We start from the raw sequence: 26,341 nt of genomic DNA, 5'->3' as shown, positions 1-26,341 counted from the left end.
CAGCTTTATTGAATAAGACTATTTAGATGGTCAAAGAAGTTTGGATATGAAACTGAAATTGCTTCTGGTTTTTCTAATAGTACCTCTTTCTTACATAGAAGCGCAGCTACTGCTAACATCATACCAATACGATGATCCCCATGGCTCGAAACGGTTCCACCACGGAGTGTGGATTGACCGTGAATAACCATCCCATCTTCTGTTGCTTCAATTGAAGCCCCTAATTTTTTTAGCTCTTGCACAACTGTATCAATCCGATTGGTCTCTTTAACTTTTAGCTCTTCGGCATCTTTAATAATTGTTGTCCCTTCGGCTTGGGTAGCCATAAGAGCAATAATAGGAATCTCATCAATTAATTTTGGGATTAAATCGCCTTCAATCACTGTCCCTTTTAGATTAGACGTTTTAATAATAAGGTCTCCGGTAGGTTCAAACCTATTTTCGTTGTTTTCAATAATTTCGAGGTCTGCACCCATTTTTTGTAAAACCTCAACAATTCCCGTCCTAGTTGGGTTTAAACCCACATTTTTAAGATGGATTTCGCTTTCTTTCAAAATCGCTCCTGCGACTAAGAAAAAGGCTGCTGAAGAAATATCACCAGGAACATGAATGGAAGCCGCTGTTAGTTGCTGTCCGCCCCTCACAGTGATTGCTTTGTTTTCCTTTTGAATTTCGCCGCCAAATCTTTGAATCATTCTCTCAGTATGGTCTCGAGTTTCAGCCGGCTCGATGATAACACTTTCCCCATCGGCTTGTAAACCTGCCAGAATAAGCGCAGATTTAACCTGTGCACTCGCAACAGGAAGTGTATAACTAATGGGCTTTAATGATCCACCTCGAATAGAAAGGGGAGTAAAGGAGCCATTAGATCTTCCATCAATACTTGCTCCCATCTGTGATAATGGATTCGTTACTCTTGTCATTGGTCTCTTAGCAATTGACTCATCACCAATTAATGACGAAAAAAAGGGTCTTCCCGCCAAGATACCCATTAATAACCTGATTGTGGTACCAGAGTTACCTACATCCAATAGTTCCTTCGGTTCTTCTAAGCCTTCAAAACCGTTTCCAAATATACGTAACTGTTCTCCATTTTCCTCAATTTTCACACCCAGTTTTCTAAAGCATGAGATGGTACTTAAACAATCATCACCTTTTAGAAAATTAGACACTGTCGTCTCACCATGAGCAATCGAACCGAACATAACTGATCGATGGGAGATGGATTTATCTCCAGGGATAGTAACCTCACCAATCAAACGGCCAATATTAGACTTTAATGTTAATGCCGCCATAAAATCACCTTATTTTCAATCATTTTTTGTTAGGAACCAATGGAGGTTGCATAGTTTGAGTAGAAACCGATACACCGTTCTGCCTTTTGCCGGTCCTCTTCGGACTGAAAACTAATAACTAATACTCCATTAATATCTTCCCTTGTTTCTAGGATTCTAATGTTTGTGATACTGATATTTTCTTTTGCCAAATATCCAGTTATTTCAGAAATGACCCCTGGATAATCTGGTACATCAACAAATAAATCATAAAAGGCAGGAATTGCTCCTTTTTCTTTCTGTGGCAAGCCATCGCGGAAATCCTTTGCAGATTTAAAATAATGTAAAATGCCCGAGCTATCTTCTGATTCTAACAATGTTTTTATTCCAATCATTTCTTCCTGCCAATGGTCAAGCAAATCAATGATTATTTCTCGATTGTTCAGTAAAATATCTTTCCACATCTGAGGGCTACTTGATGCAATACGGGTTATATCCCTAAAACCCCCAGCCGTCAACCTTGGAATTAGACTCTCTGACTCTGCTAATTTTTCTGTTTGGCGAACAATCGATGCTGCGATAATATGTGGAAAATGGCTAACAATTCCGGTTAAATAATCATGTGTATCCGGAGTAATTATTAAAAATTTTGCATTTGTCCCTTTTAACCATTGCTTTAATTGTTCTACCTTTTTTTCTTCTATATGCGTTTCAGGAGTTAGCAGGTAAAATGCATTTTCAAATAGAATTTCTTTCGCAGCAGAAACCCCGCTTTTATGGGAGCCAGCCATTGGATGGCCTCCGATAAAAGTGAGCCCCTGGTCCTTTAAGCCTAAGGCACTATCTACTATTTTCCTTTTTGTACTACCTGTATCTGTTACGATCACGTTTGGATTTAACGGAATCTCAGCAAGCAGTTGTATAATCTGCTTCGTCTCATTTACAGGTGCTGCAATGATGATTAAATCCGCATTCTCAGCACCATCAGTAATACTTTCAGCCACTTCATCAATAACACCTAGCATCTTAGCAAGACGGGCTTGTTCACTGTTAATATCAAAACCAATAATCGTGGCTTTATGCTCTTTTTGAATACATAATGCCAAAGATCCTCCAATCAATCCTAAACCAATAACAAAAACCCGGCCTTCCAATGGTTTATCCCCCTATAATGAAAAAAGCAAGTACAGTTTACTTTTCAGCTAAAAATTCGCTTAATGCGTTTAAAACACCTTCGTTTTGTTCAACCGAACCGACAGTAATTCTAACAGCCGTTGGAAAGCCAAGAGGCTTACCAGAGCGCACTATATATCCTTTTGTTTGTAAATATTGAAAAACCTTATCACCGTCTGTTTTACAATCTATTAATATGAAATTAGTCTGAGTTGAATAATAGCTTAGTTTATTCTTTTCACAAAATGAATAAAACAGTTCAAGGCCTTGCCTATTTTTATTTTTACATTCTTCAACAAATTCCTGGTCCTTTATAGCCGCTGAAGCTGCTAATTGACCTAAGGTATTTAGATTAAATGGTTCTCTAACAGGTTCTAGCGCTTTGATAATTGCACGATTTGCAACCCCATAGCCTACTCTTAAGGCAGCTAGTCCATATACCTTTGAAAAGGTTCTAAGGACAATTAGATTTTCGTACTTACGTGTTAAATTAATGGAATTATAGTAATCATCAGCCACTACATATTCATAGTATGCTTCATCAAGAACGACAAGAATATGTCCGGGTACCTTGTCAAGGAATGGAATCAATTTATGCTCTGGTATATATGTACCTGTAGGGTTATTGGGACTGCACACCCATATGACATTCGTCTGCTCATCAATAGCTTCAAGCATCGAATCTAAATCATGTTCCCCTTCAACTAGCGGAATTTCTTTAATAACTGCTCCTTCAATGACAGCATTATGCTTGTATTGTGAAAAGGTAGGTGTTGCCATAATTGTACTAGCATTAGGATGTAAAAGTGCTCTTGAAATGATTTGGATCAGGTTGTCTGAACCATTTCCTAATATTAGTTCTTCCTCATCAACCTTTAAAAAAGAAGCAAGAGTCTCTCTTAAATGTGTCGCATAACCGTCTGGATAGATGGCCAAGCTTGTTTGATAGGCTTGAATTGCTTCTATGGCTAGTTTAGAACATCCAAATGGATTTTCATTTGAAGCCAATTTAACAATATGGTCTAATTTAAATTCTTTTTTTACAGCCTCTATTGATTTTCCTGGTTGATAAGGAGTCAGTGTTAATAATTGTTCTTTCCATCTCATTTTCCCCACTCCAATCGTCTTTATTTTGTAACTTTCTATCAATTAGATTCTCTAATAAAGGAAAACTACCTGTCAAGGTCAGGCCTTAACGATTTTGCGTCTTTTAAATATACGTGATGGATTTCTGCCTGACCCTGTGTTGTATTCCAATGCATCATAACCCTGACACACATACTTAAGGAATTGATGACTGGAATTTCGCGCATACACATAACAGGAACGAATGTCCATCCATCAAATCTCCGCAAAGCCTTTGCGGGGAATGCTGTATTTAAATCTTCTGTTGTGGAAATGAAAATGGACGCAACGGTATCGGGATGAATTTCATTCATTTCTATCATTTTAGCAAGAAGCTCTTCCGTGGCAGAAACAATTACTTCTTCTGTATTTTCTGTAACAGTTGTAGCTCCTCTTACCCCTCTGATCATGAAGTATCCCCCTTTTTTATATCCTTTTTAATTCTTCTAATACTTCTAATAAAACATTCTCTGAAACTTCTAGTAATTTTGGCTCCCCGATTTTTTGTAATAACACAAATCGATAGGAATTTCCAACAGCCTTCTTATCCTGCTTCATTTTACTCAGTAAACGGTCAGAGGATAATTGATTCGGTAGATTTGTCTCATACCCAAGTGATGACACCCATTGAATAAATTCGTCAACATTAAACGAGAGACCAAACAGTTGGTTACTAAGTCTTAATGCATACACCATTCCTATCATTACTGCTTCACCATGGGTGATTTTCCCATATCCTAATTCTGATTCTATTGCATGTCCTAAAGTATGACCAAAATTTAAATAGGCACGTACCCCTGTCTCTCTTTCGTCCTGAGATACAAAACTATTCTTAATTTGAATCCCCTTAATTAAGGAATCAGCTAATAGGATTGGTTCCATCCCTTGTAGGTCGTGAATATTTTCTGATAGCCACTTATAGAAATCAGCGTCAGATATAAGTGCATGTTTAATTAATTCAGCAAACCCGGAGCGAATTTCCTGTATCGGTAGCGTTTTTAACCACTCTAGATCGTAAAAAACTGCTTCTGGCTGATAAAATGCCCCAATCATATTTTTTCCGATAGGGTGATTAATCGCAACCTTTCCACCTACTGCACTATCATGGGCTAATATGGTAGTAGGGATTTGGATAAATGGAATCCCCCTCATATAGGAGGCCGCTACAAATCCCGCTAAATCACCTACTGCTCCACCGCCAAATGAAAGGATAACTGATTTTCGATCTAATCCAAATTCTAGTGCAGTTGTAAGAGCATTATAAAAAACTTCGAAGGTTTTTGCTGCTTCACCACTTGGTGCAGTAAAAACAATAGGGTCCCACGACTTGAGAACATTTTGCAATTCTTGTAGATGTAGTTTGCCAACTGTTTCATCTGTAATAATTAATATTCTTGTAAGTCCTGGAAGATGATTCGTTAAAAAATCATTCAACTCATTTCTTACGCCTTCCCCAACAAAGACCGGGTAACTTTTCGACTCTGTTTGGATTTGAATGGTTTCCATTAAAATTCCCTCGCATATTCTCGTTGCCTCTTAATTTCATCCACAAATGTATCAAAACGGTCACTATAAAATTGTTCAACAAGTGAATTTGCAAGTTCCCAAGCAACTACATGTTCAGCTACAACGGCAGCAGCTGGAACTGCACAGCTATCTGAGCGTTCAATACTTGCAGCAAATGGCTCTTTCGTTTCTATATCAACGCTCATTAGCGGCTTATATAAGGTCGGTATTGGCTTCATTACACCTCTAACAACAATCGGCATTCCGGTTGTCATACCACCTTCAAAACCTCCGAGGCGGTTGGTCTTTCGGTAATAACCTTCTTCTTTCTCCCAAGCTATTTCATCATGTACTTCACTCCCAGGCTTTCTGGCAGCCTCAAAACCGATTCCAAATTCAACACCTTTAAATGCATTGATACTAACTATTGCAGCAGCTAGCTTTGCGTCTAATTTTCTGTCATAGTGAACATAGCTTCCTATTCCAGCAGGCATACCTGTAGCTATAACTTCTACGATTCCACCTATTGAATCTCCATTTTTCTTTGCATCATCTATGGCTGTCATCATTTCTAATTCGACATTTTGGTCTGCCACACGAACTGGTGATTTTTCAGCTCTTTCCTTTAAAGAATCAATGGACAATGCTGGGTTAACCTGGGCTCTGACACCCCCAATTTCTACAACATGTGCAACTACCTCAATACCAACCAAGGATAACAATTTTTTTGCAACAGCACCTGCTGCCACTCTTACAGTAGTTTCGCGAGCGGATGAACGTTCAAGAACATTCCTCATATCACGATGGCCATATTTTATCGCTCCATTTAAATCTGCATGGCCTGGTCGTGCACGTGTTATTTTCCGTTTGATTTCGTCTTCCTGACCTTCACTTAATGGATCGGCACCCATAATATTAGTCCAATGCTTAAAGTCATTATTTTTAACAACAAGGGCAATTGGAGAGCCAAGAGTTTGACCATGGCGAACACCTGATACAATTTCTGCAGTATCCTTTTCAATTTGCATTCTTCTACCACGTCCATGGCCTTTTTGACGTCTTGCCAACCCCTCATTAATATCTTCAGCTACTAATGGCATCCCAGCAGGAAAGCCTTCCAAAATAGTCGTTAGCTGTGGGCCGTGAGACTCTCCAGCTGTTAAGTATCTAATCCCCATTCTCTTTCCCCCTTCAACTCATTAAAGAATTATGTATCAATATACCATATCGTGTGAAATAAACCTAGTATAACTATTCAGAAAATAAGCAAAAAATTTGTAATCGTATACAAAAAAAAGCACTCGTATAATGACTATACAAGTGCCTCTTATTTATTTAAATTAGTAGATCCATTCGTTCACTAATTTAGTGTACTCTTCTACTCCATTATCCTTAAAGAATAGGCCAATCTCGCGTTCTGCACTAGCTGGGGAATCAGAACCATGAATAACATTTTTACCAACAGTTAATCCAAAATCACCACGGATTGTTCCTGGTGCAGCATCCTTCGGATTAGTAGATCCCATCATTTGGCGAGCGGTAGCGATTACATTTTCACCTTGCCATACCATTGCGAAAACAGGACCAGAAGTAATAAAATCTACTAATTCGCCAAAGAAAGGACGTTCCTTATGCTCGCCATAATGCTCCTCTGCAAGCTCAGTTGGGATAGTCATTAATTTTGCTCCAACCAATTGGAAGCCCTTTCTTTCAAATCGTGCAACGATTTCCCCAATTAAATTACGTTGTACTCCGTCAGGCTTTACCATTAAAAATGTTTTTTCCATGAATTCCACTCCTAAAATAATTATGTATATTGATTGTTAGTCGTAAACAATCCATGAAAAATGGTACCATTTATTCGAATATTTCGCAAGTTACTTTTGAAAACTATAGGGCAATTAAAACTTCCTTCTGCCAATAAATTTCGCAATGTCACGTAATGTTTTTTGTGTTTTGTTTGCAGGTAGCTCTTTGAGGACAGCTAGAGCTTTATCTAAGTAAAAATCGCTAAGTGCCACAGATTTCTCAATGGCTCCTGATTGTTTTATTAATGTTATTATTTTAGTAATTTCTACTGAATCCATTTCAGCATGAACCTTTAAGATTTCATGTCGAATTGCCTCATTTTCCATAGCATAAAGGACTGGTGCAGTGATGTTGCCCTGAAGTAGATCGCTGCCTGCCGGCTTACCAAGCTCCTTTTCAGTTCCAGTAAAATCCAGAATATCATCCGTAATCTGGAACGACATCCCTACATAGTACCCAAAGCGATAAAGCCTTTTATGAACCGATTCTTCTACACCTGCAGCAATTGCACCCAATTGGCAGCTGACAGCTATTAACAGGGCCGTCTTTCTCTTAATTCTACGAAGATAATCTCTAAGATTTTGATTAAAACGATATTTATCCTTAATTTGCTGTATTTCCCCTACAGTCACTTCTACGATTGTATTAGCTAATATTTTATGGGCAACAGGTTTATTAATATGAGTCATTAATTCTAACGCGAGTGCAAAAACAAAATCACCCGTGTACATAGCGATTTTATTATCCCATTTGGATTTGACAGTTGGTTGACCACGCCTAAGGTCAGCATCGTCAATCACATCATCATGAACAAGTGATGCCATATGAATAAGCTCTAAGGCAACAGCAACATTTTTCATTACATGAATATCATAATTTCCAAATTTACCTGCAAGCAAAACAAAAACAGGACGAATCCTTTTTCCTCCGGCTTGTAGTGTATGCATAGAAGCTTGTTTAAGTAAACGAGAGTCTGTTTGTATGGTCTCTTCAAGCTTTTTTTCAATTAAGTTAATATCCGAATTCAAAAATGAATACATCATTTTTAATTTCATTGTATTCACCCTGCTTTTCATCCTGTCTTCAATTACAATCAGTTATTTTTTTTTGCCAATATGAACTGCTGCTGCTCCACCACTATAAGGTTTATATTTCACCTCAGCTAAGCCTGCTTGTTCAAACATACGCGCAAGCTCTTTCATTCCTGGAAAATCTCGTGCAGACTCATGAAGCCAAGCATATTCGTTATAGCTCTTGGCCAGTAGTTTACCAAACATCGGCATTATGAAACGGAAGTAAAAATAGTAAAGCTGTTTATATCCAAACAAAGTTGGCTGGGATGTCTCTAGGCAAACAACGATACCACCTGGTTTAACTACTCTGTTCATTTCCTTTAAAACTTGCAGGTAATCAGGTACATTCCTTAAACCAAAACCAATAGTCACATAATCAAAGGTATTATCTGGGAAAGGTAACTCCATTGCATTACCATGAATTAGTTCCACCTGTTTTAATCCTAGTTCTTTAACCTTTTCCACGCCTACTTTTAGCATGTTTTTACTAAAATCAAGGCCTACAACTTTGCCATTCGGGCCAACAGCATCTGCTAAGGCAATCGTCCAATCAGCAGTTCCACAACAAACATCCAGAGCTTTTGAACCGGGCTGTACATTCATTCTTTTCATGGTGTCTTTTCGCCACTTGACATGTTGCTGAAAACTAATGACAGAGTTCATTTTATCGTAGTTATCAGAAATTTTCTCAAACACATGATGAACTCGCTGTTCTTTCGATTGCTGCATGTTTTTACCCTTCTTCCACAAAAGTTTTTGCATATGGTTTATATTCTTTTAATAACAAATAAATCCTGTTCTCTAGGAAATCGTTCAAATATGGTAATTGTTTTAATCCTTTTTCAATAATCTGTATAGATAATTCAATGTATTGATCACAAATAAGCAATAAATGATTCTGCTGTTCACTAGATATTTCTTTTTCTCTACATTCGTTAATGGGAAAGACAATTTTTTTTAATGCGTCAAATACTACTGAATTTCTCGTCTGAATATATTGGTTCTTTTCTTTTAATAATCGTTTAAACAAGAATAAGTGCGATAAGAAATCGTTCCATAACTCTATTTTAAAGAACTCTGAGAGTTTAACAAGAAGAGCACTTTCAATCATTTTCACACTAGTCATTAGTTTCTCGATACTATCAGATTCTCTTTGATATACTAAGATTTTCTGTTCATTTATTTCCTTGATTCCTTCAGAAAGAACCTTAATCAACTGTATATCATCCGAATCAGCAAGGAGCTTGTAATATAGTCCGCTAAAATAATCTCCAGCCAAAACCGTTAATTGACGGCTTTTTTCATCCTTGGAAGCATTTGATATATGTTCATGAGTGTCAAGGGCAATTTGAATTAGCATGGTTGACATTGCATAATTTTGCATTTGACTAAAAGATAACTCGATTCGCTCCATGATGGAAATAAGAATGAGAAGCTTATCTTCATCAATGATGGGCGTTTCAATATATTCGAGCAAGTAAGAGTCAAAAATCTTTTTTTCGACCTGCTCTCTAATATCCGTAAATTTTTGTCGAATGTCGTGCAAACTAATCACCCTTGTTTCCCCGAAGTAATGTATTTATGTATTCTTATTTCCTAATTGAGAAAGAAAATTCATGCCCATAAAATAAAGAAAATCATAACAATATCTTTAAAAAACAAGGCAGACACCATTATATCATAAAAGGTATCTTATGGGCAGGAATTCACAAAATAATCATTTAATCGATATTTAATAGTAGATCCATTTATTTCTTCATTTCACTTTCAACTTCACCATATTGTGTAAGTATTTTTGCATTGCCTCTAATCTTAATAGCCGATGTATGCTCCGTAAATTGGGCAATAAGGACTTCTCCCTTGTCCAGCTTTTCAGAATGATGAAATCTAGTATCGGTTCCTCTAGTTAATCCAATGACATTTACCCCATCATCAATCGCTTTTATAACCACATACTCATTATTTTGCGAGTTGCGCTTTTCCACGTTCTTCACTCCAAATTGAAATTCTTATTAAAATTTTGGCTCTGTTAAATATGCCTGTTGATTTCCGCTCCAGGAGCTTCGCTTTCCGTGGGTGTTTCGGCGTGCCTCCTCGGCGCTAGCGCCTCCGGGGTCTCCCCTGAACCATACTCCCACAGAAGTCTTCGCTCCTTCCGCTACAATCAACAGGATGTAAAAATCAACAATGTTCTTTAACAAAGCTAATACTTTATTAAGGAAAGCACTTCAGCTCGAGCGACTGCATCATCAGCAAGAGTTCCACGAACAGCAGTGGTAACAGTTTTCGAACCTGGTTTTTTCACACCACGCATCGTCATACACATGTGTTCTGCTTCAACCACAACCATAACACCATGAGGTTCTAGCTTTTCCATCATGCTATCAGCTACTGTTGAAGTAATTCGTTCTTGTAATTGAGGTCTTTTAGCCACCGCTTCTACTGCTCTTGCTAATTTACTTAATCCAGTGACCCGGCCATTTTTTGGAATATAAGCAACATGCGCTTTCCCATAGAAAGGAACGAGATGGTGTTCACACATTGAATAAAATGGGATATCTTTTACTAATACCAATTCCTCGTGGTCCTCACTAAAAATTGTCTCAAAATGCTGTTTTGGATCTTCATTTATTCCGCTAAAAACCTCTTCATACATTTTAGCCACACGTTTAGGTGTATCTAAAACACCCTCACGGTTTGGGTTATCGCCAATTGCTTCTAATATTAAACGTACCGCCTCTTCAATCTGGGCACGATTTACTTGTGACATTCTGAATTCCTCCTATATGTATATCTGTTAAGTATATATGACAAATACATATTAGCACAATTTTCAGTTCAAGCAAAAATAAAGTATTCCAAGTCATACTGTAAGAAAAGAAAAAAGGTCATGGTGTTTACCATGACCTTTTTGCTTTAGCGTTCGCTTAAAGCAATACAATTATGTAATTATTTCACTGCATCTTTAAGCGCTTTACCTGGTTTAAAAGCTGGAACTTTGCTTGCACCGATTTCGATCTCTTCACCAGTTTGTGGGTTACGACCTTTACGTGCTGCACGCTCACGTACTTCAAAGTTTCCAAAGCCGATTAATTGCACTTTATCACCGTTTTTCAAAGCATCTAAAATCGCATCAAAAACAGCATCAACTGCTTTAGTAGCGTCCTTTTTAGAAAGCTCGCTAGCTTCAGCAACTGCATTAATAAGTTCTGTCTTGTTCATGCCTTTCACCTCCTCCCAAAGAAATTATCAAGATTCGTAAATAAGATTACTTATCTACATTTCTAAACAATTTTTCTAATTTCTATACGTCATAGCGCGGTTTTATTAGGTTTTATTACTAAAATAATACAAATTGACCAATTTAGTAACTTCAATCTATTTTCACAGAAAAACCCTATAAAATAAAGGGTTTCAGCACAATAACGTAATTCTGTTAAAAGATTATCATAATCATTTCAGCATATCAAGAAGAATTCATGAAATTATGGTAATCTTTTCTTTGGTTCAACAAAATTCTACTATATTGGACTTTTTTTCCTTACAAATTTTGAAAAAAACAAAAAAAGACTCCAAAAGTGGAGTCCATTGCCTAAAGGATGATGGCAATCAAGCCGCCTGACCCTTCGTTTATTATTCTCTCTAATGTTTCTTTTAATTTGTATCTCGCATTTTCTGGCATTAAGGAAAGTTTTGCTTGGATTCCTTCTCGAACAATGGAACTCAAGCTTCGTCCAAAGATATCAGAGTTCCATATAGATAACGGATCATCCTCGAAATCTTGCATTAAATAGCGTACAAGTTCTTCACTTTGTTTTTCAGTTCCGATAATTGGCGCAAACTCAGATTCAACATCTACCTTGATCATATGGATAGATGGTGCAACAGCACGTAATCTTACTCCAAATCTAGCACCTTGGCGAATGATTTCCGGCTCCTCTAGGCTCATGTCGGAAAGTGTTGGTGAAGCAATACCATAGCCTGTTTGTTTTACCATCTTTAACGCATCTGAAATGTGATCATATTCAGCTTTTGCATGTGCAAAATCCTGCATTAACTCAAGTAGATGATCCTTGCCTCTTATTTCTACACCCACAATTTCTTTTAAAATATCATCGTACAGTTCATCTGGGGCAAATAAATCAATTTCAGCCACCCCTGAACCCATTTCAATGCCAGCTAAACCAGCTTTATCAATGAAGTCAAAGTCACTGAATTGTTGTACGACTCGGTCAACATCTCTTAATCTCTTGATATCCTTAACCGTTTCCTTTACAGCTTCTTGATAGCTTTCACGAAGCCAGTGATTTTCTCGTAACACCATTACCCAGCTTGGTAGATTTACGTTAACTTCAAGAACTGGGAATTCGTAAAGTGCTTCACGAAGGACATTTAAAACATCACTATCGCGCATACTTTCTACACTCATAGCAAGTACAGGAATATCATATTTTTCTGCTAAACTTGATCTAAGTGTTTCTGTGCTTGGATGGTATGGTTGTGCACTATTTACAACCATTATAAAAGGTTTCCCAACTTCTTTTAGTTCGTTAATTACTCTTTCTTCTGCTTCAATATAGTTACTTCTAGGAATTTCGCCAATCGTTCCATCCGTTGTCACGACTACTCCAATTGTTGAATGCTCCTGAATAACTTTTCTTGTACCAATTTCCGCAGCTTCATGGAAAGGAATTGGTTCTTCGTACCAAGGAGTAGTAATCATTCTTGGTCCATTTTCATCCTCGTACCCTTTAGCACCTGGCACTGTATAACCCACACAGTCCACAAGCCTAATATTGACGTTTAAGCCCTCATCGACATGAACAGTCGCAGCCTGGTTTGGAACGAATTTAGGTTCTGTCGTCATGATTGTTTTACCTGCTGCACTCTGTGGCAGCTCGTCTTGCGCCCGTGATCTTTCTGCTTCACTGTTTATATTCGGTAAGACAACAAGCTCCATGAATTTCTTTATAAATGTTGATTTTCCTGTTCTAACTGCTCCTACTACTCCTAAATAAATATCGCCTCCAGTTCTCTCGGCAATATCTTTAAAAATATCTACCTTTTCCAAGTGATCCCCTCCCGATCATAGAGTAAAGTGGGATAATAACATCCATATTAGGTATTTTTGGACAGTATATGTTTATGACGTTGTCCTACATTCTTATGACACTTTTCTAAAATTTTTTACCCCCTTATTAAAAATTCACTAGATGTACTGATATCTGCAAGTCTCTGAATGTTCGATGATATGGAGGGTTTCTAACTATGGTCACGGATATGGAAGTTCGCATCCATATCACGATAGAATTTTTCAGCAAAAAAACCCTTCTCCTACAATATATTTCATAGGAAAAGGGTTATGACTAAAATATATAAGCAATATCAGCAATTATTCCTCTAAGAAGATAGGTTCTTTTGTTTTTTCGTCGATTGTATATGGTAAGGAATACGCAGGAACGAACATAGAATCCTTGACCAAGATAGAACGAATGTCCTCCCCTGGTTTCACCTCTATTTTACTATTTTTTAACTTTTGATATAGATCAGGTCGATAATCAATATATACCTCTGCACTTCCCGTTACTACTAAGGAGAGGTTTTGATTGGTGTATGGGCTTGCAACAAACGGAGCCGTTTTATACCCAAGCTTTTTGTAATCGATTGTAAATACATTTTTGGCAATCTGTTCTTTGTAAGGTGGGTATCCCTTTGTTTTCATTCTTAGTTTAAGTTCACGTATCGTTTCAGTCATCCTTAAATCAATCAGCTTTACAGTTGGATTGGTTTCCACATCAACAAGCACATATTGAAATATCCCGCCACTTTCATAGGCATTGCCGGGTGGCTCTGCAATATATTTTGGGGAAATCTGTTTAAACTCAATCGGATATTTTTGATAAATTGGTGTTTCAGCTTCCTTCGTTTTAATGGGAAGAATGCCACCATTATCTTTTTTGAACTCATTGACTGCCGTTTGCACAGCCTCAATTTGATCTTTATATGGTACTTTATTTTGGGATAACTCCTCGTTAGGATACATACATCCAGATAGTAGAATAGCAGTTAAAACAAAGAATAAGCCAAGCATTTTTATTTTCATAAAATCACCTTTACATTATGTAATTGGATAGTTAAGTAAAGAAAACAATTAGTAAAGTTAAACCCGCAATAATCATAAATAAATATGCAAAAATTGCAGTTATGACTCGAAGGATACCTTTTAATTTATACCTGCTTAAATATATGGTAATAATTGCAAGGAACATTAGGCCCATTCCTCCAATTGAAATCCACATTTTTATCATTGCTGGTGACAATTCTCATTCCCCCTTTTTTCAAAAACTAATTATATCATACCTTGTCCCTTTCTAAATAAAAAAAACTGAAGTAAAGAGGGGCGAATTCTTTACTTCAGCCATTTGGACTAAATAACCCATACTCCAGCGTCATTCTACCAGGTTGCTTCGTTGCATTGTATGCAAACTAAAGAAAAAGCGTATCATCGAACGCCTATTTTCTTGATAAAAATGCACATTTTTCCTCAAAAAAATATATCTTATTTTTCTAGACAACTTCTGCTATGACTTTTAGAAAATTCATTAACTGAATTTAGATATTCCGCTCATCTAACACATTAACTAAATCTTCCATTTCATGAGTCTTCCCACGAGCCATCAAGACATCTACTGCATCTTTTGCATTCTTCCCATTAAAAAGGACATCATATAAGGCAGCAGTAATCGGCATATTAACCTCATACTTCTTTGCTAACTGATGAGCAGCTTTAGTTGTCCTAACCCCCTCTACAACCATTCCCATGTTATCAAGAACTTCATCTAGGGTTTTTCCTTTACCCAACAAATTTCCAGCTCTCCAGTTTCTAGAGTGAACACTTGTACAAGTAACAATAAGATCTCCAATTCCAGTTAAGCCAGAGAACGTTAATGGGTTTGCACCCATCTTAGTCCCAAGACGGGCTATTTCTGCCAATCCTCGGGTGATTAACGCGGCTTTAGCATTATCTCCATAACCTAAGCCATCTGTGATTCCAGCTGCTAAGGCAATGATATTCTTTAATGCTCCACCAATTTCAACTCCGATTACATCAGAATTTGTATATACTCGGAAATTATGGTTGATAAATAAATCCTGAATTTTTTCGGCTGCAACCATATTCTCAGAGGAAACAGTAACCGTTGTGGGGTGTCTTAGACTAACCTCTTCGGCATGACTAGGACCAGAAAGGACAACAACATCCTGTAATAAATCATTAGGCATTTCCTCTTTAATCATTTCTGATATACGTAAAAGTGTATCGGGTTCAATCCCTTTACTCACATGTGCAATGGTAATAGGTCTTGATAATACCTCACGAACTTTCCCTAACACTTCACGAATAGCCTTTGTTGGAACTGCCAAAATCACAGTTTCAACTCCCAGTAATGCATCGTGTAACGATGCATACCCAACGATTAATTCTGGGAGAACAATTCCAGGTAAATATTTTTCATTCGTATGGCATTCATTAATTTCCTTCACCTGGTCTTCCTTATGGCTCCATAAACGCACTTCATGAGAATTATCGGCTAACACCATCGCTAGTGCTGTGCCCCAGCTTCCTGCGCCTACAACAGCTACTGCTGCTTTCTGATCCAGCATATGTTACACCCACCTTATCTTTATTTTCTTTCTCTAGCGTAAATTTTGATAGGGGTTCCCTCAAAACCAAAAGCATCCCTAATTCTGTTTTCTAGGAAACGTTCATAGGAGAAATGCAATAATTCGGGTTCATTGACAAAGACAACAAAAGTAGGAGGCTTTACTGCTACTTGAGTTGCGTAATAAATCTTCAAGCGTTTACCTTTGTCAGTTGGTGTCGGATTCATAGCAACCGCGTCCATAATCACATCATTCAACACACTTGTTTCTACACGCATGGAGTGGTTCTCACTCGCTGTGTTAATCATCGGAAGGAGAGTATGAATTCGCTTCTTCGTTTTTGCAGAAAGGAATACAATTGGAGCATAACTAAGAAATAAGAAATGTTCTCTAATCTTTTGTTCTAGCTCTCTCATGGTCTTTTCATCTTTTTCGACTGCGTCCCATTTATTAACGACAATAACTACAGCTCGTCCAGCCTCATGTGCATATCCAGCAATTTTTTTGTCTTGCTCAATAATACCTTCTTCAGCATTAATAACCACCAAGACTACGTCCGAACGCTCAATCGCTCTAAGTGCCCGAAGTACACTGTACTTCTCCGTACTTTCATAAACTTTTCCCTTTTTTCGTATCCCTGCAGTATCAATTATGACATATTTATCTCCATTATACGTATATGGAGAATCGACGGCATCACGAGTAGTACCTGCAATATTACTTACTATGACTCGCTCTTCACCTAGGATTGCATTAACAAGGGACGACTTCCCTACATTTGGGCGTCCAATCAAGGAAAACTTGATCACATCATCATCATAGTCTGCTTGTTTATTTTTCGGAAAATGTTTTGCTGCTTCATCTAATAAATCTCCAAGCCCTAGTCCATGAGATCCGGATACTGGAATCGGCTCACCAAATCCAAGTGCATAAAAATCATAGATTTGCTCACGCATCTCTGGATTATCAATTTTGTTTACACCTAATACAATCGGCTTTTTAGATTTATAAAGTATTTTCGCTACTTCTTCATCCGCAGCAGTTACTCCTTCTCGTCCATTGGTAAGAAAGATAATAACATCTGCTTCATCAATAGCCACTTCTGCTTGCTGACGAATTTGTTCCAAAAACGGTTCGTCACCGATATCAATACCACCCGTATCAATAACATTAAAGTCGTGTGTTAACCATTCACCAGAACTATAAATCCGATCTCTTGTTACTCCTGGAATATCCTCGACGATTGACACTCGTTCACCAACAATTCGATTAAAAATCGTTGATTTCCCAACGTTCGGTCGCCCAACAATGGCAATAACAGGTTTAACCATTATGATCGCCACCCTTTCTTTTTCATATATTAAAAATATATATTATTATGTTAGCAACATTTATAGAGTTCTTATTAAGTAAAGAAACCCTTCTTTCTATAGAAGGGCCTAACTTTATTATTTTAACAAATGTTAATCCTTTCCCGCAATGGAAAGCTTAACATGAAATCAATTCATGACGATTTTTGTTTCCCTTTTTCAAAAAAATGAAATTGATTTTGTAAAAAAGCACCAGCATTTTCAATAATACTCCAACCAACCAGTAAAGCAGAGATTAATGCACATACATCCAAATATTGAAATGCACCGATCTCATATGGAAACTGATATTTACTTAGGATATATGCGTATAAAAATTCCCCCTGCATGGTCCCAGCTAAAATAATTATTAATCGACCTTTTAGTGTTTTTTGCAGCAAAATCGCTAAATAGCCAAAGCATATACCCATCATCCACTCTTTTTTAAAGATGATCCAAATGGGATCAAAAATCTCAAACAAATGAAAGGTCACATACGCCATTGAAACAATAAATGAACAGATAAAATAATAGAAAATAGCTCCTATTTTTTCCTGACTGATCAAGGCATAAGATATGATTAATAAATAAAAACCGCTTAAATAAAATTCAACTTCAGCAAAAGAAAAATGAAAATTGGAAGATATGATTAAAAGTAGAATAAATACTGAAAGCTTTAATCGATATGGATGATGTCTCTCTAAAATAAACGTTAGGTACACCCAAAATGACCAACAAATCCAATAAAACATTGCCCCTTCCATTTCCACACACCTCCTATTATTTTCATTATTGGTAATCTTTATGTACTTTCATACTTCCTCGAATAATATTTCCAATGTGTATCATCTTATTAAGAGGAGGTGTGAATCATGGGAAAAGACCGCCAAGAAAAAAAATTAAAAGCAAGTAGAAGAGTGGAATCAGATCGTGACCAGGCATTACACTACCCAGGTGCAACAAAGCTATCCACTCCTGAAGAAGCACGTGGATTAAACGACGGTAAAAGATAATCAAAAGAAAGAGAAAAAGCTCTCGCGGTTGCGAGAGCTTTATTTTATCGAACGCTGGCTAAAATGTTTCGTTTCTATTCCCCTTTGGCTAAGCCAATGGAAGGTTTCACCTGAAATCATGAGAGGTGCTTTTTGTAGGTCTGTAATGGACTTTGCCCCTAAAGCAGTCATAATCAATTTTAATTCATGGTGGAGGGATTCTATTTCATTTTGCAAGGCTTCGATTCCATTTTCTACTAGGATTCGTAAAAAATGGCCTGCAAACCCGATAGCATTTGCACCTATCGCTAATCCCTTAGCCAAATCAATAGAATTTAAAAATCCCCCCGAGCCAATGATTGCAGCATTCTTGATAGAAGCAGCTTCAATAATAGATATGGATGTAGGAATGCCCCATTGGTGAAAGAATGGGAGTGCTTTTTCACGGCGTTTGCTTTCAATTTCCGCAAAATTTGTCCCTCCAGAACCACCGACGTCAACCGCCGCTACACCTATAGAGAAAAGAGATTCGACAGTTTCTTTAGCCATCCCGAAACCAACCTCTTTGACAATTACCGGAACTCCCACAAATTTATTAATGGCTTCAATTCTTTTTAATGCACCCGAAAAATCTCGATCTCCTTCAGGCATTGTAAGTTCCTGGATAACATTTAAATGGATTTGCAATGCATCTGCCTCAAGCATATTGACTGCGGTTTTAGCATTTTCTACTGTTGCTTCACTGCCTAGATTTGCGAAGACTATCCCTTTTGGGTTTTCTTTCCTCACAATTTCATATGTATAACGCTCGCTTTTATCTTTGATTGCAGACATTTGCGAACCAACTGCTATTGCCACCCCGGTATGATTAGCTACCATTGCCAGTTCTTTGTTTATCCGATAGGTTTTATCCCCACCGCCACCAGTCATCGCATTGATAAAAATTGGCGAACTTAAAGAAAGTTCGCCAATTGAGTGGTCTAATCGAACATCGGACACACGGATATCCGGTAAGCTTTGATGAATAAATTTAATATCATCAAAAAGAGATAAATTGTTTTGTCCTTTTTGCAAAGCAAAGCGAATGTGATCCCATTTTCTTTCCGATCTAGACACTTTATATCACCATTATTTTCCTAGATTCTTTAATTTGTCGCCAATTACTTCACCTAATTGGAAGCCTTTTGACTCTTCTGGAAGTTCATAATCAAGGTTTTCCTCAACTTCTTTTTCAAGCAGTTCTTTAATGCTTAGTGATAGTCTTTGATCCTGTTCATTTGTATCAAGGACTTTTACTTTCACTTCTTGACCTTCTTTTAATACCTCGTGTGGTGTACCAATATGTTTATGAGCAATTTGGGAAATGTGAACAAGACCTTCTACGCCAGGGAACACCTCTACGAAAGCTCCATAAGAAACTAATCTCTTTACTACCCCATCTAAAGTACTTCCTTTTGGTGCCTTCTCGGAAATATTTGACCATGGTCCAGGTAAAGTCTCTTTGATGGAAAGGGAAATTCTTTCATTGTCTCGATCTACACTTAAGACTTTCACTTCAACTTTTTGACCCTCATGAACAACATCAGTTGGCTTATCCACGTGTTCGTACGATAATTGAGAAATATGAACAAGACCATCAATTCCACCAATATCTACGAATGCTCCAAAATCTGTAATCCTTTGAACAGTACCTTCAATCACTTGACCAACTTGCAATGAGCTAATACGATCTTGCTTTTGTTTTCCCTTTTCTTCCTCTATAACAGCACGATGAGAGAGAATTAAGCGATTCTTTTCTTTATCAAGTTCAACAATTTTAAACGTTAACTTTCGTCCTTTATAATCGCTGAAATCCTCTACAAAGTGTGCCTCCACTAATGACGCAGGGACGAATCCACGAACTCCAAGATCTACGACAAGACCGCCTTTTACAACGTCCTTCACTTCTGTTTCAAATACTTCGCCACTTTGAAATTGTTTTTCTAATTGTTCCCATGCTTTCTCTGCATCTACTTTTCTTTTTGAAAGGATTAATGCCTCTTCCTCAACCTTTAAAACTTCTAATTCTAATTCTTCACCTTCTGCCACTGCATCAGTTGCTTTTTCAATATGCAGGCTAGAGAGTTCACTAATCGGAATAATTCCATCAAGCTTACTTCCTTGAATAGCTACTAACACCTGTTTTTCTTCCACTTTAGTAACTTGTCCTGTTACTTTTTCTCCAACTTCAAAGCTTTTCACTTCTACTTGATTTAGTTCTTCAGCCATTATGTATTCCTCCTTAATCCATTTACTGAAAAGTCTATATATGATCTGGTGAATACCACACAGTAATCACCACATATAAAACAACGCAAAAGAAAAGAATATTCAAAAAAAATCCCTTTTTATTAACTTCTTACAAATAGGCTATTTTGTCAAGCAGAACCTATTGATGCTCATCTAATAGCTTTTGAATTTCTGACATAATTAATTCAGTCACTTTATCAGCTGAAGCTTTAGTAGCTCTCATCTCACTAATATCAATTGGTTTACCATATACTACCTTCAATTTATTAAAACTTTTATATGGACCAATTACTGCACATGGTAACACAAAAGCATCAGACCTTAAAGCAAAAAAGCCTGCACCAGAAAGTCCTTTTCTTAGTTCCCCGGTTTTACTCCTTGTCCCCTCAGGAAAAAGGCCGAATACATTCCCTTCTTTTAAAACTTTTAATCCTGCGCGCAATGCCTCTCGATCGCCAAAACCTCTTTTTACAGGAAAAGCATTACATTTACGAACAACGTTTCCTAAAACAGGGACACGGAAGATCTCTTCTTTCGCCATATAGTGAACAGGACGTGGGGCCATAATACCTACCACAATAGGATCAAAATTATGAATATGATTGGAGCAAAGTAGAACTCCCCCTTCTTTAGGAAAGTTCTCTACCCCAATAGCTTCAATTCTATACCAAGGTTTAAAAACCCCGGAAACTACCGACTTTGCAAAATCATAAAACGTCACAATTAACCAATCCTTTCGTGCACCAGAGCCATAATTTTTTCTACTACATCAGGGATGGTCAAAGAGGTTGTGTCAATTTCGATTGCATCATCAGCTTTTTTCAAAGGTGCTACTTCTCTCTCTGAGTCAATCTTATCTCTTAGTGCAATTTCTTCCTTCAATTTTTCTAAGTCTGAGGGGTACCCCTTTTGCATGTTTTCATTGTGACGACGTATTGCTCTTTCCTCAACACTTGCAAGCAGGAATACTTTTAATTCTGCATTTGGCAGTACATGAGTTCCGATATCACGTCCATCCATCACTACACCACCACCGACAGCAAATTCTTGCTGCCTTCTAACCATTTCTTTACGAACTTGCTCATGAATTGCAACATATGAAACAGAATTAGTCACTTCTGCAGAGCGAATTTCATCTGTAACATTCATATTATCTAAATACACTAATTGCCCTGTTTCAGAGGGTTGTAAATCAATGGTAGATGATAATAGCGTGTCCAATAAGGAAACCTCATCTTCTAAGTTAACATGGTTCATTAGAGCTTTATATGTTAATGACCGGTACATAGCACCAGTATCAATATAAATATAAGAAAGCTTTTCCGCTACAATTTTTGCTACTGTACTTTTTCCGGCTGCAGCAGGGCCGTCAATTGCTATTGATAATTTCTTTTCCATAAATCCTCCTAATATGGCCATCATGATCGTCTAGATTTCTCTTCTACTTATTTTACCACAAGATGAAGAAATGCCTCTTTTTTTTACAATTTAAAAATGGATAAATTTCATATAAAAATGGCTTTATTAAAATAAAGTATTGATTTATACACCCTGTTGATTGGAGCGGAAGGCACGAAGACTCCTGTGGGAGTATGGTTCAGGGGAGACTCCGCAGGCGCGTTTCTCCGAGGAGGCTCGCCGAAATACCCACGAACCGCTCGTGCCTGGAGCGGAAATCAACAGGCAAGTTTAACATGCAAAAAAAAAAAGCAGTTGCCTGCTTTTTTATTTTCCTTGAAAGGTTTGGAGAATATCTGTAAATGTATTCTCATTTACACCTTCATATTTAGTTAATTGCTTAATTTCCGGAAAGATATCCATTTGATGAAAAAATAGTTGTGATAAAAATAGGAATATGAACTGAATAATAACCACTTTCATTAATAATTGCTCAACTTTTTTCATTCACACCACTCCAGTACCTGTATAAATATAGTATTGGAGCGATTCAATTTTTTTATTCTTATAGAAAATGAGGAAAAGCAAAGCTTTTCCTCATAGAACATCCTCGTAGACTGCCTCCGCATTATTTAACTTTTCTACTTCTTCTTCTACCCCACTCTTTGCATTTATAAAAATCCGATACGTATCGTTTCCAAGTGTTCCAAGGAACTCATAGCACAACACTTCCTGATTAAGGTCATTGACAATCATAGCCTGCCTGTCTTCCATAACCTTTAAATTTGGATTTACCTTGCTGCGGGCTTGTTCCATTGTTATAGATGGTTTCTCAATTTTCCTGGTTTGGAATGACTTTAAATATTCATCGGCAGATACACCAATGATATCGCCATTGTCCAAGGCAACTTTTATCTTTACAGCCTCAGGGTAAATTCTAACCCCATTAATATTTGTCACAAAGTTTAATACACCAATATTATCATATTGAGTACTTTCAAATACCTCTAGATTTTCAAACCCGGTTTCCTTTAAAAAAGCAGCCGCTTTATTACCAGCATCATTCAAACTTATAACTTGCTTTTTAATGTCCCTGTTATTAATAAACCAAATTGGATGCCCAGCCTTTTTAGTAATATCCATACTAGATTCTTGACCGGTTTGTTTATTTTTTATAGAAACACTGTAAAAACCATAATTCGAGCCTTTCCCGTTCTCAGTTACCTTAACAACTGCATTCCCATCAAATTTCATATACTTTTTGGCTATTTTCACTGCCTCATCACGTGTAATAGTTTTACCTTTTATTTTCTTAAAATTTTCATCCTTTAGTTGCATGTTAGCAAAGGAAGGCCCTAGATCTGATTCATCATATCCTGTTACAGTTTTTTCAACCGCTTTAAATCCATCAATAATCGTATTATCGGTCTTTTCTTTTCCAGAAGCCAATGCTAGTTCAACATCCATCCAACGAAGATTGTTTTTCAAAACCATGTGCTGAACACTTCTAAGTTCGTCTTGAATATCACCTGACTGTTTATACAACTTCTTTAGAGTATTATATTCCTCATTCGACAAAGGTTCCTTATCCAAATCTCTTACGGCTGTTCGATAACTAAAATCGCCGATTTTCGCTAAGAATTCTTCTGTTTTATTAAACGGAAGTAAGGTTAACGGAAGTTGACCAACATCACTATGTGCTTCTGAAGTTATTCTCCATACATCTGCTAATGACGGGGAGAGAGAATTTCTAGAATTCATAGCTAAAGTCGTTCCGATTTTATCATGCAATAAGTCAACTTGATAGGTAAGTTCGTGAAATGCTCGTTGATAGTTATTTTCTGCATTTAAAAGAATTGCATTTTTCTCTTGATGCTCTTGGTACCCCCAATATGCTGTTCCCGCTACTCCTATGACGAGTATTCCTATTAAAATTCCTCTAATCAATTCTATTCACCTCTCTACTTACAGAAAATATGTTTCCCGATTCGCTTAATTTGAGGTCTCCCCCAAATCCATCCACTCGTAGCCGTGTCTGGGTTAAAATAGTATAACGCTTCACCCGTTGGGTCCCATCCATTTATTGCATCCATAACAGCTTTCTTCGAACTTTCATTTGGAGTTAACCAAATTTGCCCATCAGCTACGGCAGTGAATGCCCCTGGCTCAAATATCACACCAGAAACAGTGTTTGGGAATGTTGAACTATTGACCCTGTTTAGGATTACAGCCGCTACAGCAACTTGACCGATGTAAGGCTCTCCCCTTGATTCTCCGTGTACAGCATTCGCCATTAACCTAATATCGTTTTGTGAAAAGCCATTTGGCGTATTGGCTGCAGTAGGTTTTTTAGGTGCCGCTGCCTTGGGTGCTGCCGCTTTAGGTGCAGGTGCCTTAGATGTTGCATTATTTGTTGGGGCCTTAGCAGGTGTTTTGTTTGCTGGAGCCTTTTTTGTCGGTGCGTTTGAATTTGGTGCTTTTTGCTTACTTAAATCCACTCCACCATAATGGGAAAACTTTTTCCCACTGTTGATTTGCTTCTTAACAAATTGCTCATTGTATTTACTAGCTTTAGCAAGTTTGACTTTGGTTTCAGCTCCAGCCAACCCATCAATTGGTAACCCGAATTCATATTGAAAGTTTCTTAAAGCCCAATATGTACTCCATCCAAATACCCCATCAATTTTCCCATTATAGTAGCCAATATATTGAAGCCTGGATTGCAACTCAATGACATCATCTCCAACAGCTCCTTTTTGAATAACCTGATTGGAAAAAGCCTGGACCCTCTGATTAACCATAATTGAAAATGGCATTGTAAAGAAAAAGATAACTAGGAAGCATTTGATCAGGTTTTTTTTCTTTAACATGGAATAATAACCCCCATTTTGAATCTTTTTAGCAGTAACCCTATTTTTTGTTTTCTTGGTGTTTTTATTCCAATTAACGCAAATAAAATAAAAAACCCTTCAGGGATGAAGGGTTTTCTGAACTGAATATTGTTTTTTCATATGTGTAGCACTTAGAATTTTTGCTTTTTTCACTTTCCTTAATCCAAACCACCATAGGAAAATCATGAATGGAAAAATAATAAACAGCCAATGTTCTTGAGAAATTAAAATAAAATCGTAAGATCCATGAAGAAGAAAAGGCAATAATAGCGACAGAATCACCCATTTTACTTTATTTCCTTCTGTAAACTTGGCCTTCCCAATATAAAAGCCCATAATAACCCCAAAAAGAGCATGACTAGAAACTGGAAGAAGAGCACGGGTGACTGCATGCTCAATCCCGTTTGCCAAAAGATAGAAAATATTTTCTACGGTAGCAAATCCTAGAGAAACGGCAACACCATAAACAATCCCATCAAACGGTTCGTCAAATTCGACATGTTGGTATACTGCATAAAAAATGATGAACCATTTAAAAAATTCTTCAAGTAGACTTGAACTTAAAAAGGCATTAATTAAATCAGATTTTAATAAGTGCTCTGTTTCAAGCACATGTTGAATAAACATAATAGGAAACACAAGAAGTGCTCCATATAAAAAAGTCCGAAGAACAAACGAGATCGGCTCTGAGTCGTATTCATCTTTTAAATAAAAATAACTTAGTAAGGCCAGTCCGGGTGCAATCCCGGCTGATAATATTCCAAGCATGATGAACCTCTTTTCAAATCCGTTTTCTTTATCGTAACATGGAACCTATATAAAGAAAATGAAAGAATCATTTTTTAAAAATGAATATCTTTCAATCCACTTGCCATGGCGACTGCCAATTTAATTCTTGCCTTTTTCGAATCATTGTCACTGCCAAGGATTACTCCTTTTTTATAAAGGTCATAGGCACTACCTTCATAATCATAAGTGGTATACACTGCGCCTTCTTCTGCACTTGTTGTAATCACTAACTTAATACCCTCTGCAATTGATTTTTCTATTTCTTCCATCATCTGTGGGGCCACTTGACCACGTCCTACTCCTTCAAGGACAATTCCCGCAACCCCTGCTTCTCGCGCAGCCTTAATAAACTTCCCATCTGCTCCAATGTAGCATTTAATGATTTCAACCTGAGGAACAGCGGATTGAATATTAAAATATTCTCGCTTAATTGGTTTTTGGAACACATGAACTTGATCATTATCAATGATTCCTAAATAACCAAAACCAAATGCATTGAATCCTTGAATATTTGATGCATGTTCTTTCTTTACATATCTCGCTGCAAAAATTCGTTCATTAAAAACTACAACAGTTCCTGCATCATGTAAATCATGGGAACAAGCAGTATAAATAGCGTGCCTCATATTAATATATACATCGCTTCCTAAGTCCTCAGGAGAACGCTGTGACCCGGTTACAACAACAGACCTGGAATCATCAATGGTTAAATCAAGGAAATAGGCTGTTTCTTCCATTGTATCCGTTCCATGTGTAACGACTACACCAGAAACTGTTTCATCTTTAAAATATTCCTCAATTTTATTCTTTAGGACAATTAAATCGTCAAAAGTAATATGAATACTAGCTTTTTGGAAGACAGACTCTACTATCACCTCAATATCATTTGGTAAATTACACATCGAAGCTAGTTCTTCACCTGTAATTGCACCTGAAGCTAATTTTCCTGAATCCTTATTTGGCTTACTTGCAATTGTCCCACCAGTTGTTAATAAAACCACCTTTTTCATT

General features: G+C 37.2%; 29 protein-coding genes. 1 reads left to right on the top strand and 28 read right to left on the bottom strand.

Going from position 1 to position 26,341, the window contains the following annotated elements:
- Positions 1-5: 5 nt before the first annotated feature.
- From aroA to QE429_RS10585, 19 genes are all read right to left on the bottom strand, one after another.
- Positions 6-1,295, bottom strand: coding sequence for a 3-phosphoshikimate 1-carboxyvinyltransferase (aroA, locus tag QE429_RS10675; protein WP_307286984.1), 1,290 nt, complete (start codon positions 1,293-1,295; stop codon positions 6-8).
- 29 nt (positions 1,296-1,324) lie between these two features.
- The gene (locus QE429_RS10670; protein WP_307286983.1) at positions 1,325-2,428 is read right to left on the bottom strand and encodes a prephenate dehydrogenase; all 1,104 of its coding nucleotides are present in this window, start codon (positions 2,426-2,428) and stop codon (positions 1,325-1,327) included.
- 37 nt (positions 2,429-2,465) lie between these two features.
- Positions 2,466-3,554, bottom strand: coding sequence for a histidinol-phosphate transaminase (gene hisC / locus QE429_RS10665; protein WP_307286982.1), 1,089 nt, complete (start codon positions 3,552-3,554; stop codon positions 2,466-2,468).
- A 65-nt stretch (positions 3,555-3,619) separates the two neighbouring features.
- Entirely contained in the window at positions 3,620-3,982 is a 363-nt protein-coding gene (gene aroH / locus QE429_RS10660; protein ID WP_307286981.1) for a chorismate mutase, read from the bottom strand.
- Positions 3,983-3,998: 16 nt separating this feature from the next.
- Entirely contained in the window at positions 3,999-5,078 is a 1,080-nt protein-coding gene (gene aroB, locus QE429_RS10655; protein ID WP_307286980.1) for a 3-dehydroquinate synthase, read from the bottom strand.
- Positions 5,078-6,250 (bottom strand): chorismate synthase, encoded by a 1,173-nt coding sequence (aroC, locus tag QE429_RS10650; protein WP_307290765.1) that lies wholly within the window; start codon positions 6,248-6,250, stop codon positions 5,078-5,080. The genes aroB and aroC overlap by 1 nt, the downstream gene beginning before the upstream one ends.
- Before the next feature lie 168 nt (positions 6,251-6,418).
- A complete protein-coding gene (gene ndk / locus QE429_RS10645) occupies positions 6,419-6,865 on the bottom strand; it encodes a nucleoside-diphosphate kinase (RefSeq protein WP_307286979.1) in 447 nt (148 codons plus the stop codon).
- 114 nt (positions 6,866-6,979) lie between these two features.
- Entirely contained in the window at positions 6,980-7,942 is a 963-nt protein-coding gene (gene hepT, locus QE429_RS10640) for a heptaprenyl diphosphate synthase component II (protein WP_307290764.1), read from the bottom strand.
- A 42-nt stretch (positions 7,943-7,984) separates the two neighbouring features.
- On the bottom strand, positions 7,985-8,689 hold the full coding sequence (locus QE429_RS10635; protein WP_307286978.1) for a demethylmenaquinone methyltransferase: 705 nt from the start codon (positions 8,687-8,689) through the stop codon (positions 7,985-7,987).
- 4 nt (positions 8,690-8,693) lie between these two features.
- A complete protein-coding gene (locus QE429_RS10630; RefSeq protein ID WP_307286977.1) occupies positions 8,694-9,515 on the bottom strand; it encodes a heptaprenyl diphosphate synthase component 1 in 822 nt (273 codons plus the stop codon).
- A 193-nt stretch (positions 9,516-9,708) separates the two neighbouring features.
- Entirely contained in the window at positions 9,709-9,945 is a 237-nt protein-coding gene (gene mtrB / locus QE429_RS10625) for a trp RNA-binding attenuation protein MtrB (RefSeq protein WP_307286976.1), read from the bottom strand.
- A gap of 218 nt (positions 9,946-10,163) precedes the next feature.
- Positions 10,164-10,730, bottom strand: coding sequence for a GTP cyclohydrolase I FolE (gene folE / locus QE429_RS10620; RefSeq protein WP_307286975.1), 567 nt, complete (start codon positions 10,728-10,730; stop codon positions 10,164-10,166).
- 179 nt (positions 10,731-10,909) lie between these two features.
- Positions 10,910-11,182, bottom strand: coding sequence for a non-specific DNA-binding protein Hbs (hbs, locus tag QE429_RS10615; RefSeq protein ID WP_066060959.1), 273 nt, complete (start codon positions 11,180-11,182; stop codon positions 10,910-10,912).
- A 370-nt stretch (positions 11,183-11,552) separates the two neighbouring features.
- On the bottom strand, positions 11,553-13,031 hold the full coding sequence (spoIVA, locus tag QE429_RS10610) for a stage IV sporulation protein A (protein ID WP_307286974.1): 1,479 nt from the start codon (positions 13,029-13,031) through the stop codon (positions 11,553-11,555).
- A 321-nt stretch (positions 13,032-13,352) separates the two neighbouring features.
- Positions 13,353-14,063: a hypothetical protein gene (locus tag QE429_RS10605; RefSeq protein WP_307286973.1), complete on the bottom strand. Its 711-nt coding sequence runs from the start codon at positions 14,061-14,063 to the stop codon at positions 13,353-13,355.
- Between the two features lie 31 nt (positions 14,064-14,094).
- The gene (locus QE429_RS10600) at positions 14,095-14,280 is read right to left on the bottom strand and encodes a DUF2768 domain-containing protein (protein ID WP_307286972.1); all 186 of its coding nucleotides are present in this window, start codon (positions 14,278-14,280) and stop codon (positions 14,095-14,097) included.
- A 292-nt stretch (positions 14,281-14,572) separates the two neighbouring features.
- The gene (locus QE429_RS10595) at positions 14,573-15,622 is read right to left on the bottom strand and encodes an NAD(P)H-dependent glycerol-3-phosphate dehydrogenase (RefSeq protein WP_307286971.1); all 1,050 of its coding nucleotides are present in this window, start codon (positions 15,620-15,622) and stop codon (positions 14,573-14,575) included.
- A 20-nt stretch (positions 15,623-15,642) separates the two neighbouring features.
- The gene (der, locus tag QE429_RS10590; RefSeq protein WP_307286970.1) at positions 15,643-16,953 is read right to left on the bottom strand and encodes a ribosome biogenesis GTPase Der; all 1,311 of its coding nucleotides are present in this window, start codon (positions 16,951-16,953) and stop codon (positions 15,643-15,645) included.
- A gap of 173 nt (positions 16,954-17,126) precedes the next feature.
- Positions 17,127-17,735, bottom strand: coding sequence for a YphA family membrane protein (locus tag QE429_RS10585; protein ID WP_307286969.1), 609 nt, complete (start codon positions 17,733-17,735; stop codon positions 17,127-17,129).
- 108 nt (positions 17,736-17,843) lie between these two features.
- Between QE429_RS10585 and QE429_RS10580 the strand changes: the two genes are divergently transcribed.
- Positions 17,844-17,984: a YpzI family protein gene (locus tag QE429_RS10580; protein WP_307286968.1), complete on the top strand. Its 141-nt coding sequence runs from the start codon at positions 17,844-17,846 to the stop codon at positions 17,982-17,984.
- A gap of 39 nt (positions 17,985-18,023) precedes the next feature.
- On the opposite strand, the gene fni is transcribed toward QE429_RS10580, so the two are convergent.
- The 9 genes from fni to QE429_RS10535 all read right to left on the bottom strand — a co-directional run bounded on the left by fni (position 18,024) and on the right by QE429_RS10535 (position 26,340).
- Complete coding sequence (gene fni, locus QE429_RS10575; RefSeq protein WP_307286967.1) at positions 18,024-19,079, bottom strand: type 2 isopentenyl-diphosphate Delta-isomerase; 1,056 nt, start codon at positions 19,077-19,079, stop codon at positions 18,024-18,026.
- A 12-nt stretch (positions 19,080-19,091) separates the two neighbouring features.
- Entirely contained in the window at positions 19,092-20,231 is a 1,140-nt protein-coding gene (gene rpsA, locus QE429_RS10570; RefSeq protein ID WP_307286966.1) for a 30S ribosomal protein S1, read from the bottom strand.
- Between the two features lie 160 nt (positions 20,232-20,391).
- A complete protein-coding gene (locus QE429_RS10565) occupies positions 20,392-20,973 on the bottom strand; it encodes a lysophospholipid acyltransferase family protein (protein WP_307286965.1) in 582 nt (193 codons plus the stop codon).
- A 2-nt stretch (positions 20,974-20,975) separates the two neighbouring features.
- Complete coding sequence (gene cmk / locus QE429_RS10560; RefSeq protein ID WP_307286964.1) at positions 20,976-21,650, bottom strand: (d)CMP kinase; 675 nt, start codon at positions 21,648-21,650, stop codon at positions 20,976-20,978.
- Positions 21,651-21,977: 327 nt separating this feature from the next.
- Positions 21,978-22,157: a YpfB family protein gene (locus QE429_RS10555; protein ID WP_307286963.1), complete on the bottom strand. Its 180-nt coding sequence runs from the start codon at positions 22,155-22,157 to the stop codon at positions 21,978-21,980.
- 90 nt (positions 22,158-22,247) lie between these two features.
- Positions 22,248-23,597, bottom strand: coding sequence for a germination protein YpeB (gene ypeB, locus QE429_RS10550; RefSeq protein WP_307286962.1), 1,350 nt, complete (start codon positions 23,595-23,597; stop codon positions 22,248-22,250).
- Positions 23,598-23,611: 14 nt separating this feature from the next.
- Positions 23,612-24,466, bottom strand: coding sequence for a spore cortex-lytic enzyme (gene sleB / locus QE429_RS10545; RefSeq protein ID WP_307290763.1), 855 nt, complete (start codon positions 24,464-24,466; stop codon positions 23,612-23,614).
- Between the two features lie 153 nt (positions 24,467-24,619).
- Positions 24,620-25,309, bottom strand: a complete 690-nt coding sequence (gene prsW / locus QE429_RS10540) for a glutamic-type intramembrane protease PrsW (protein WP_307286961.1) — start codon at positions 25,307-25,309, stop codon at positions 24,620-24,622.
- 74 nt (positions 25,310-25,383) lie between these two features.
- Positions 25,384-26,340, bottom strand: coding sequence for an asparaginase (locus QE429_RS10535; RefSeq protein ID WP_307286960.1), 957 nt, complete (start codon positions 26,338-26,340; stop codon positions 25,384-25,386).
- Position 26,341: the final 1 nt, after the last annotated feature.

It is taken from the genome of Bacillus sp. SORGH_AS_0510 (genome assembly GCF_030818775.1).
Lineage (GTDB): Bacteria > Bacillota > Bacilli > Bacillales > Cytobacillaceae > Neobacillus.
Note: the sequence above shows the minus strand (reverse complement) of the source record. Positions and strands in the feature narration are given on the sequence as shown.

What these genes read in the sequence shown, in the direction of transcription:
- aroA (WP_307286984.1), bottom strand. Translation starts at nt 1,295, where the DNA reads ATGGCGGCATTAACATTAAAGTCTAATATTGGCCGTTTGATTGGTGAG.
- hisC (WP_307286982.1), bottom strand. Translation starts at nt 3,554, where the DNA reads ATGAGATGGAAAGAACAATTATTAACACTGACTCCTTATCAACCAGGA.
- aroH (WP_307286981.1), bottom strand. Translation starts at nt 3,982, where the DNA reads ATGATCAGAGGGGTAAGAGGAGCTACAACTGTTACAGAAAATACAGAA.
- aroB (WP_307286980.1), bottom strand. Translation starts at nt 5,078, where the DNA reads ATGGAAACCATTCAAATCCAAACAGAGTCGAAAAGTTACCCGGTCTTT.
- ndk (WP_307286979.1), bottom strand. Translation starts at nt 6,865, where the DNA reads ATGGAAAAAACATTTTTAATGGTAAAGCCTGACGGAGTACAACGTAAT.
- hepT (WP_307290764.1), bottom strand. Translation starts at nt 7,942, where the DNA reads ATGAAATTAAAAATGATGTATTCATTTTTGAATTCGGATATTAACTTA.
- QE429_RS10635 (WP_307286978.1), bottom strand. Translation starts at nt 8,689, where the DNA reads ATGCAGCAATCGAAAGAACAGCGAGTTCATCATGTGTTTGAGAAAATT.
- folE (WP_307286975.1), bottom strand. Translation starts at nt 10,730, where the DNA reads ATGTCACAAGTAAATCGTGCCCAGATTGAAGAGGCGGTACGTTTAATA.
- hbs (WP_066060959.1), bottom strand. Translation starts at nt 11,182, where the DNA reads ATGAACAAGACAGAACTTATTAATGCAGTTGCTGAAGCTAGCGAGCTT.
- QE429_RS10605 (WP_307286973.1), bottom strand. Translation starts at nt 14,063, where the DNA reads ATGAAAATAAAAATGCTTGGCTTATTCTTTGTTTTAACTGCTATTCTA.
- QE429_RS10595 (WP_307286971.1), bottom strand. Translation starts at nt 15,622, where the DNA reads ATGCTGGATCAGAAAGCAGCAGTAGCTGTTGTAGGCGCAGGAAGCTGG.
- der (WP_307286970.1), bottom strand. Translation starts at nt 16,953, where the DNA reads ATGGTTAAACCTGTTATTGCCATTGTTGGGCGACCGAACGTTGGGAAA.
- QE429_RS10585 (WP_307286969.1), bottom strand. Translation starts at nt 17,735, where the DNA reads ATGGAAGGGGCAATGTTTTATTGGATTTGTTGGTCATTTTGGGTGTAC.
- QE429_RS10580 (WP_307286968.1), top strand. Translation starts at nt 17,844, where the DNA reads ATGGGAAAAGACCGCCAAGAAAAAAAATTAAAAGCAAGTAGAAGAGTG.
- rpsA (WP_307286966.1), bottom strand. Translation starts at nt 20,231, where the DNA reads ATGGCTGAAGAACTAAATCAAGTAGAAGTGAAAAGCTTTGAAGTTGGA.
- cmk (WP_307286964.1), bottom strand. Translation starts at nt 21,650, where the DNA reads ATGGAAAAGAAATTATCAATAGCAATTGACGGCCCTGCTGCAGCCGGA.
- QE429_RS10555 (WP_307286963.1), bottom strand. Translation starts at nt 22,157, where the DNA reads ATGAAAAAAGTTGAGCAATTATTAATGAAAGTGGTTATTATTCAGTTC.
- sleB (WP_307290763.1), bottom strand. Translation starts at nt 24,466, where the DNA reads ATGCCATTTTCAATTATGGTTAATCAGAGGGTCCAGGCTTTTTCCAAT.
- prsW (WP_307286961.1), bottom strand. Translation starts at nt 25,309, where the DNA reads ATGCTTGGAATATTATCAGCCGGGATTGCACCCGGACTGGCCTTACTA.
- QE429_RS10535 (WP_307286960.1), bottom strand. Translation starts at nt 26,340, where the DNA reads ATGAAAAAGGTGGTTTTATTAACAACTGGTGGGACAATTGCAAGTAAG.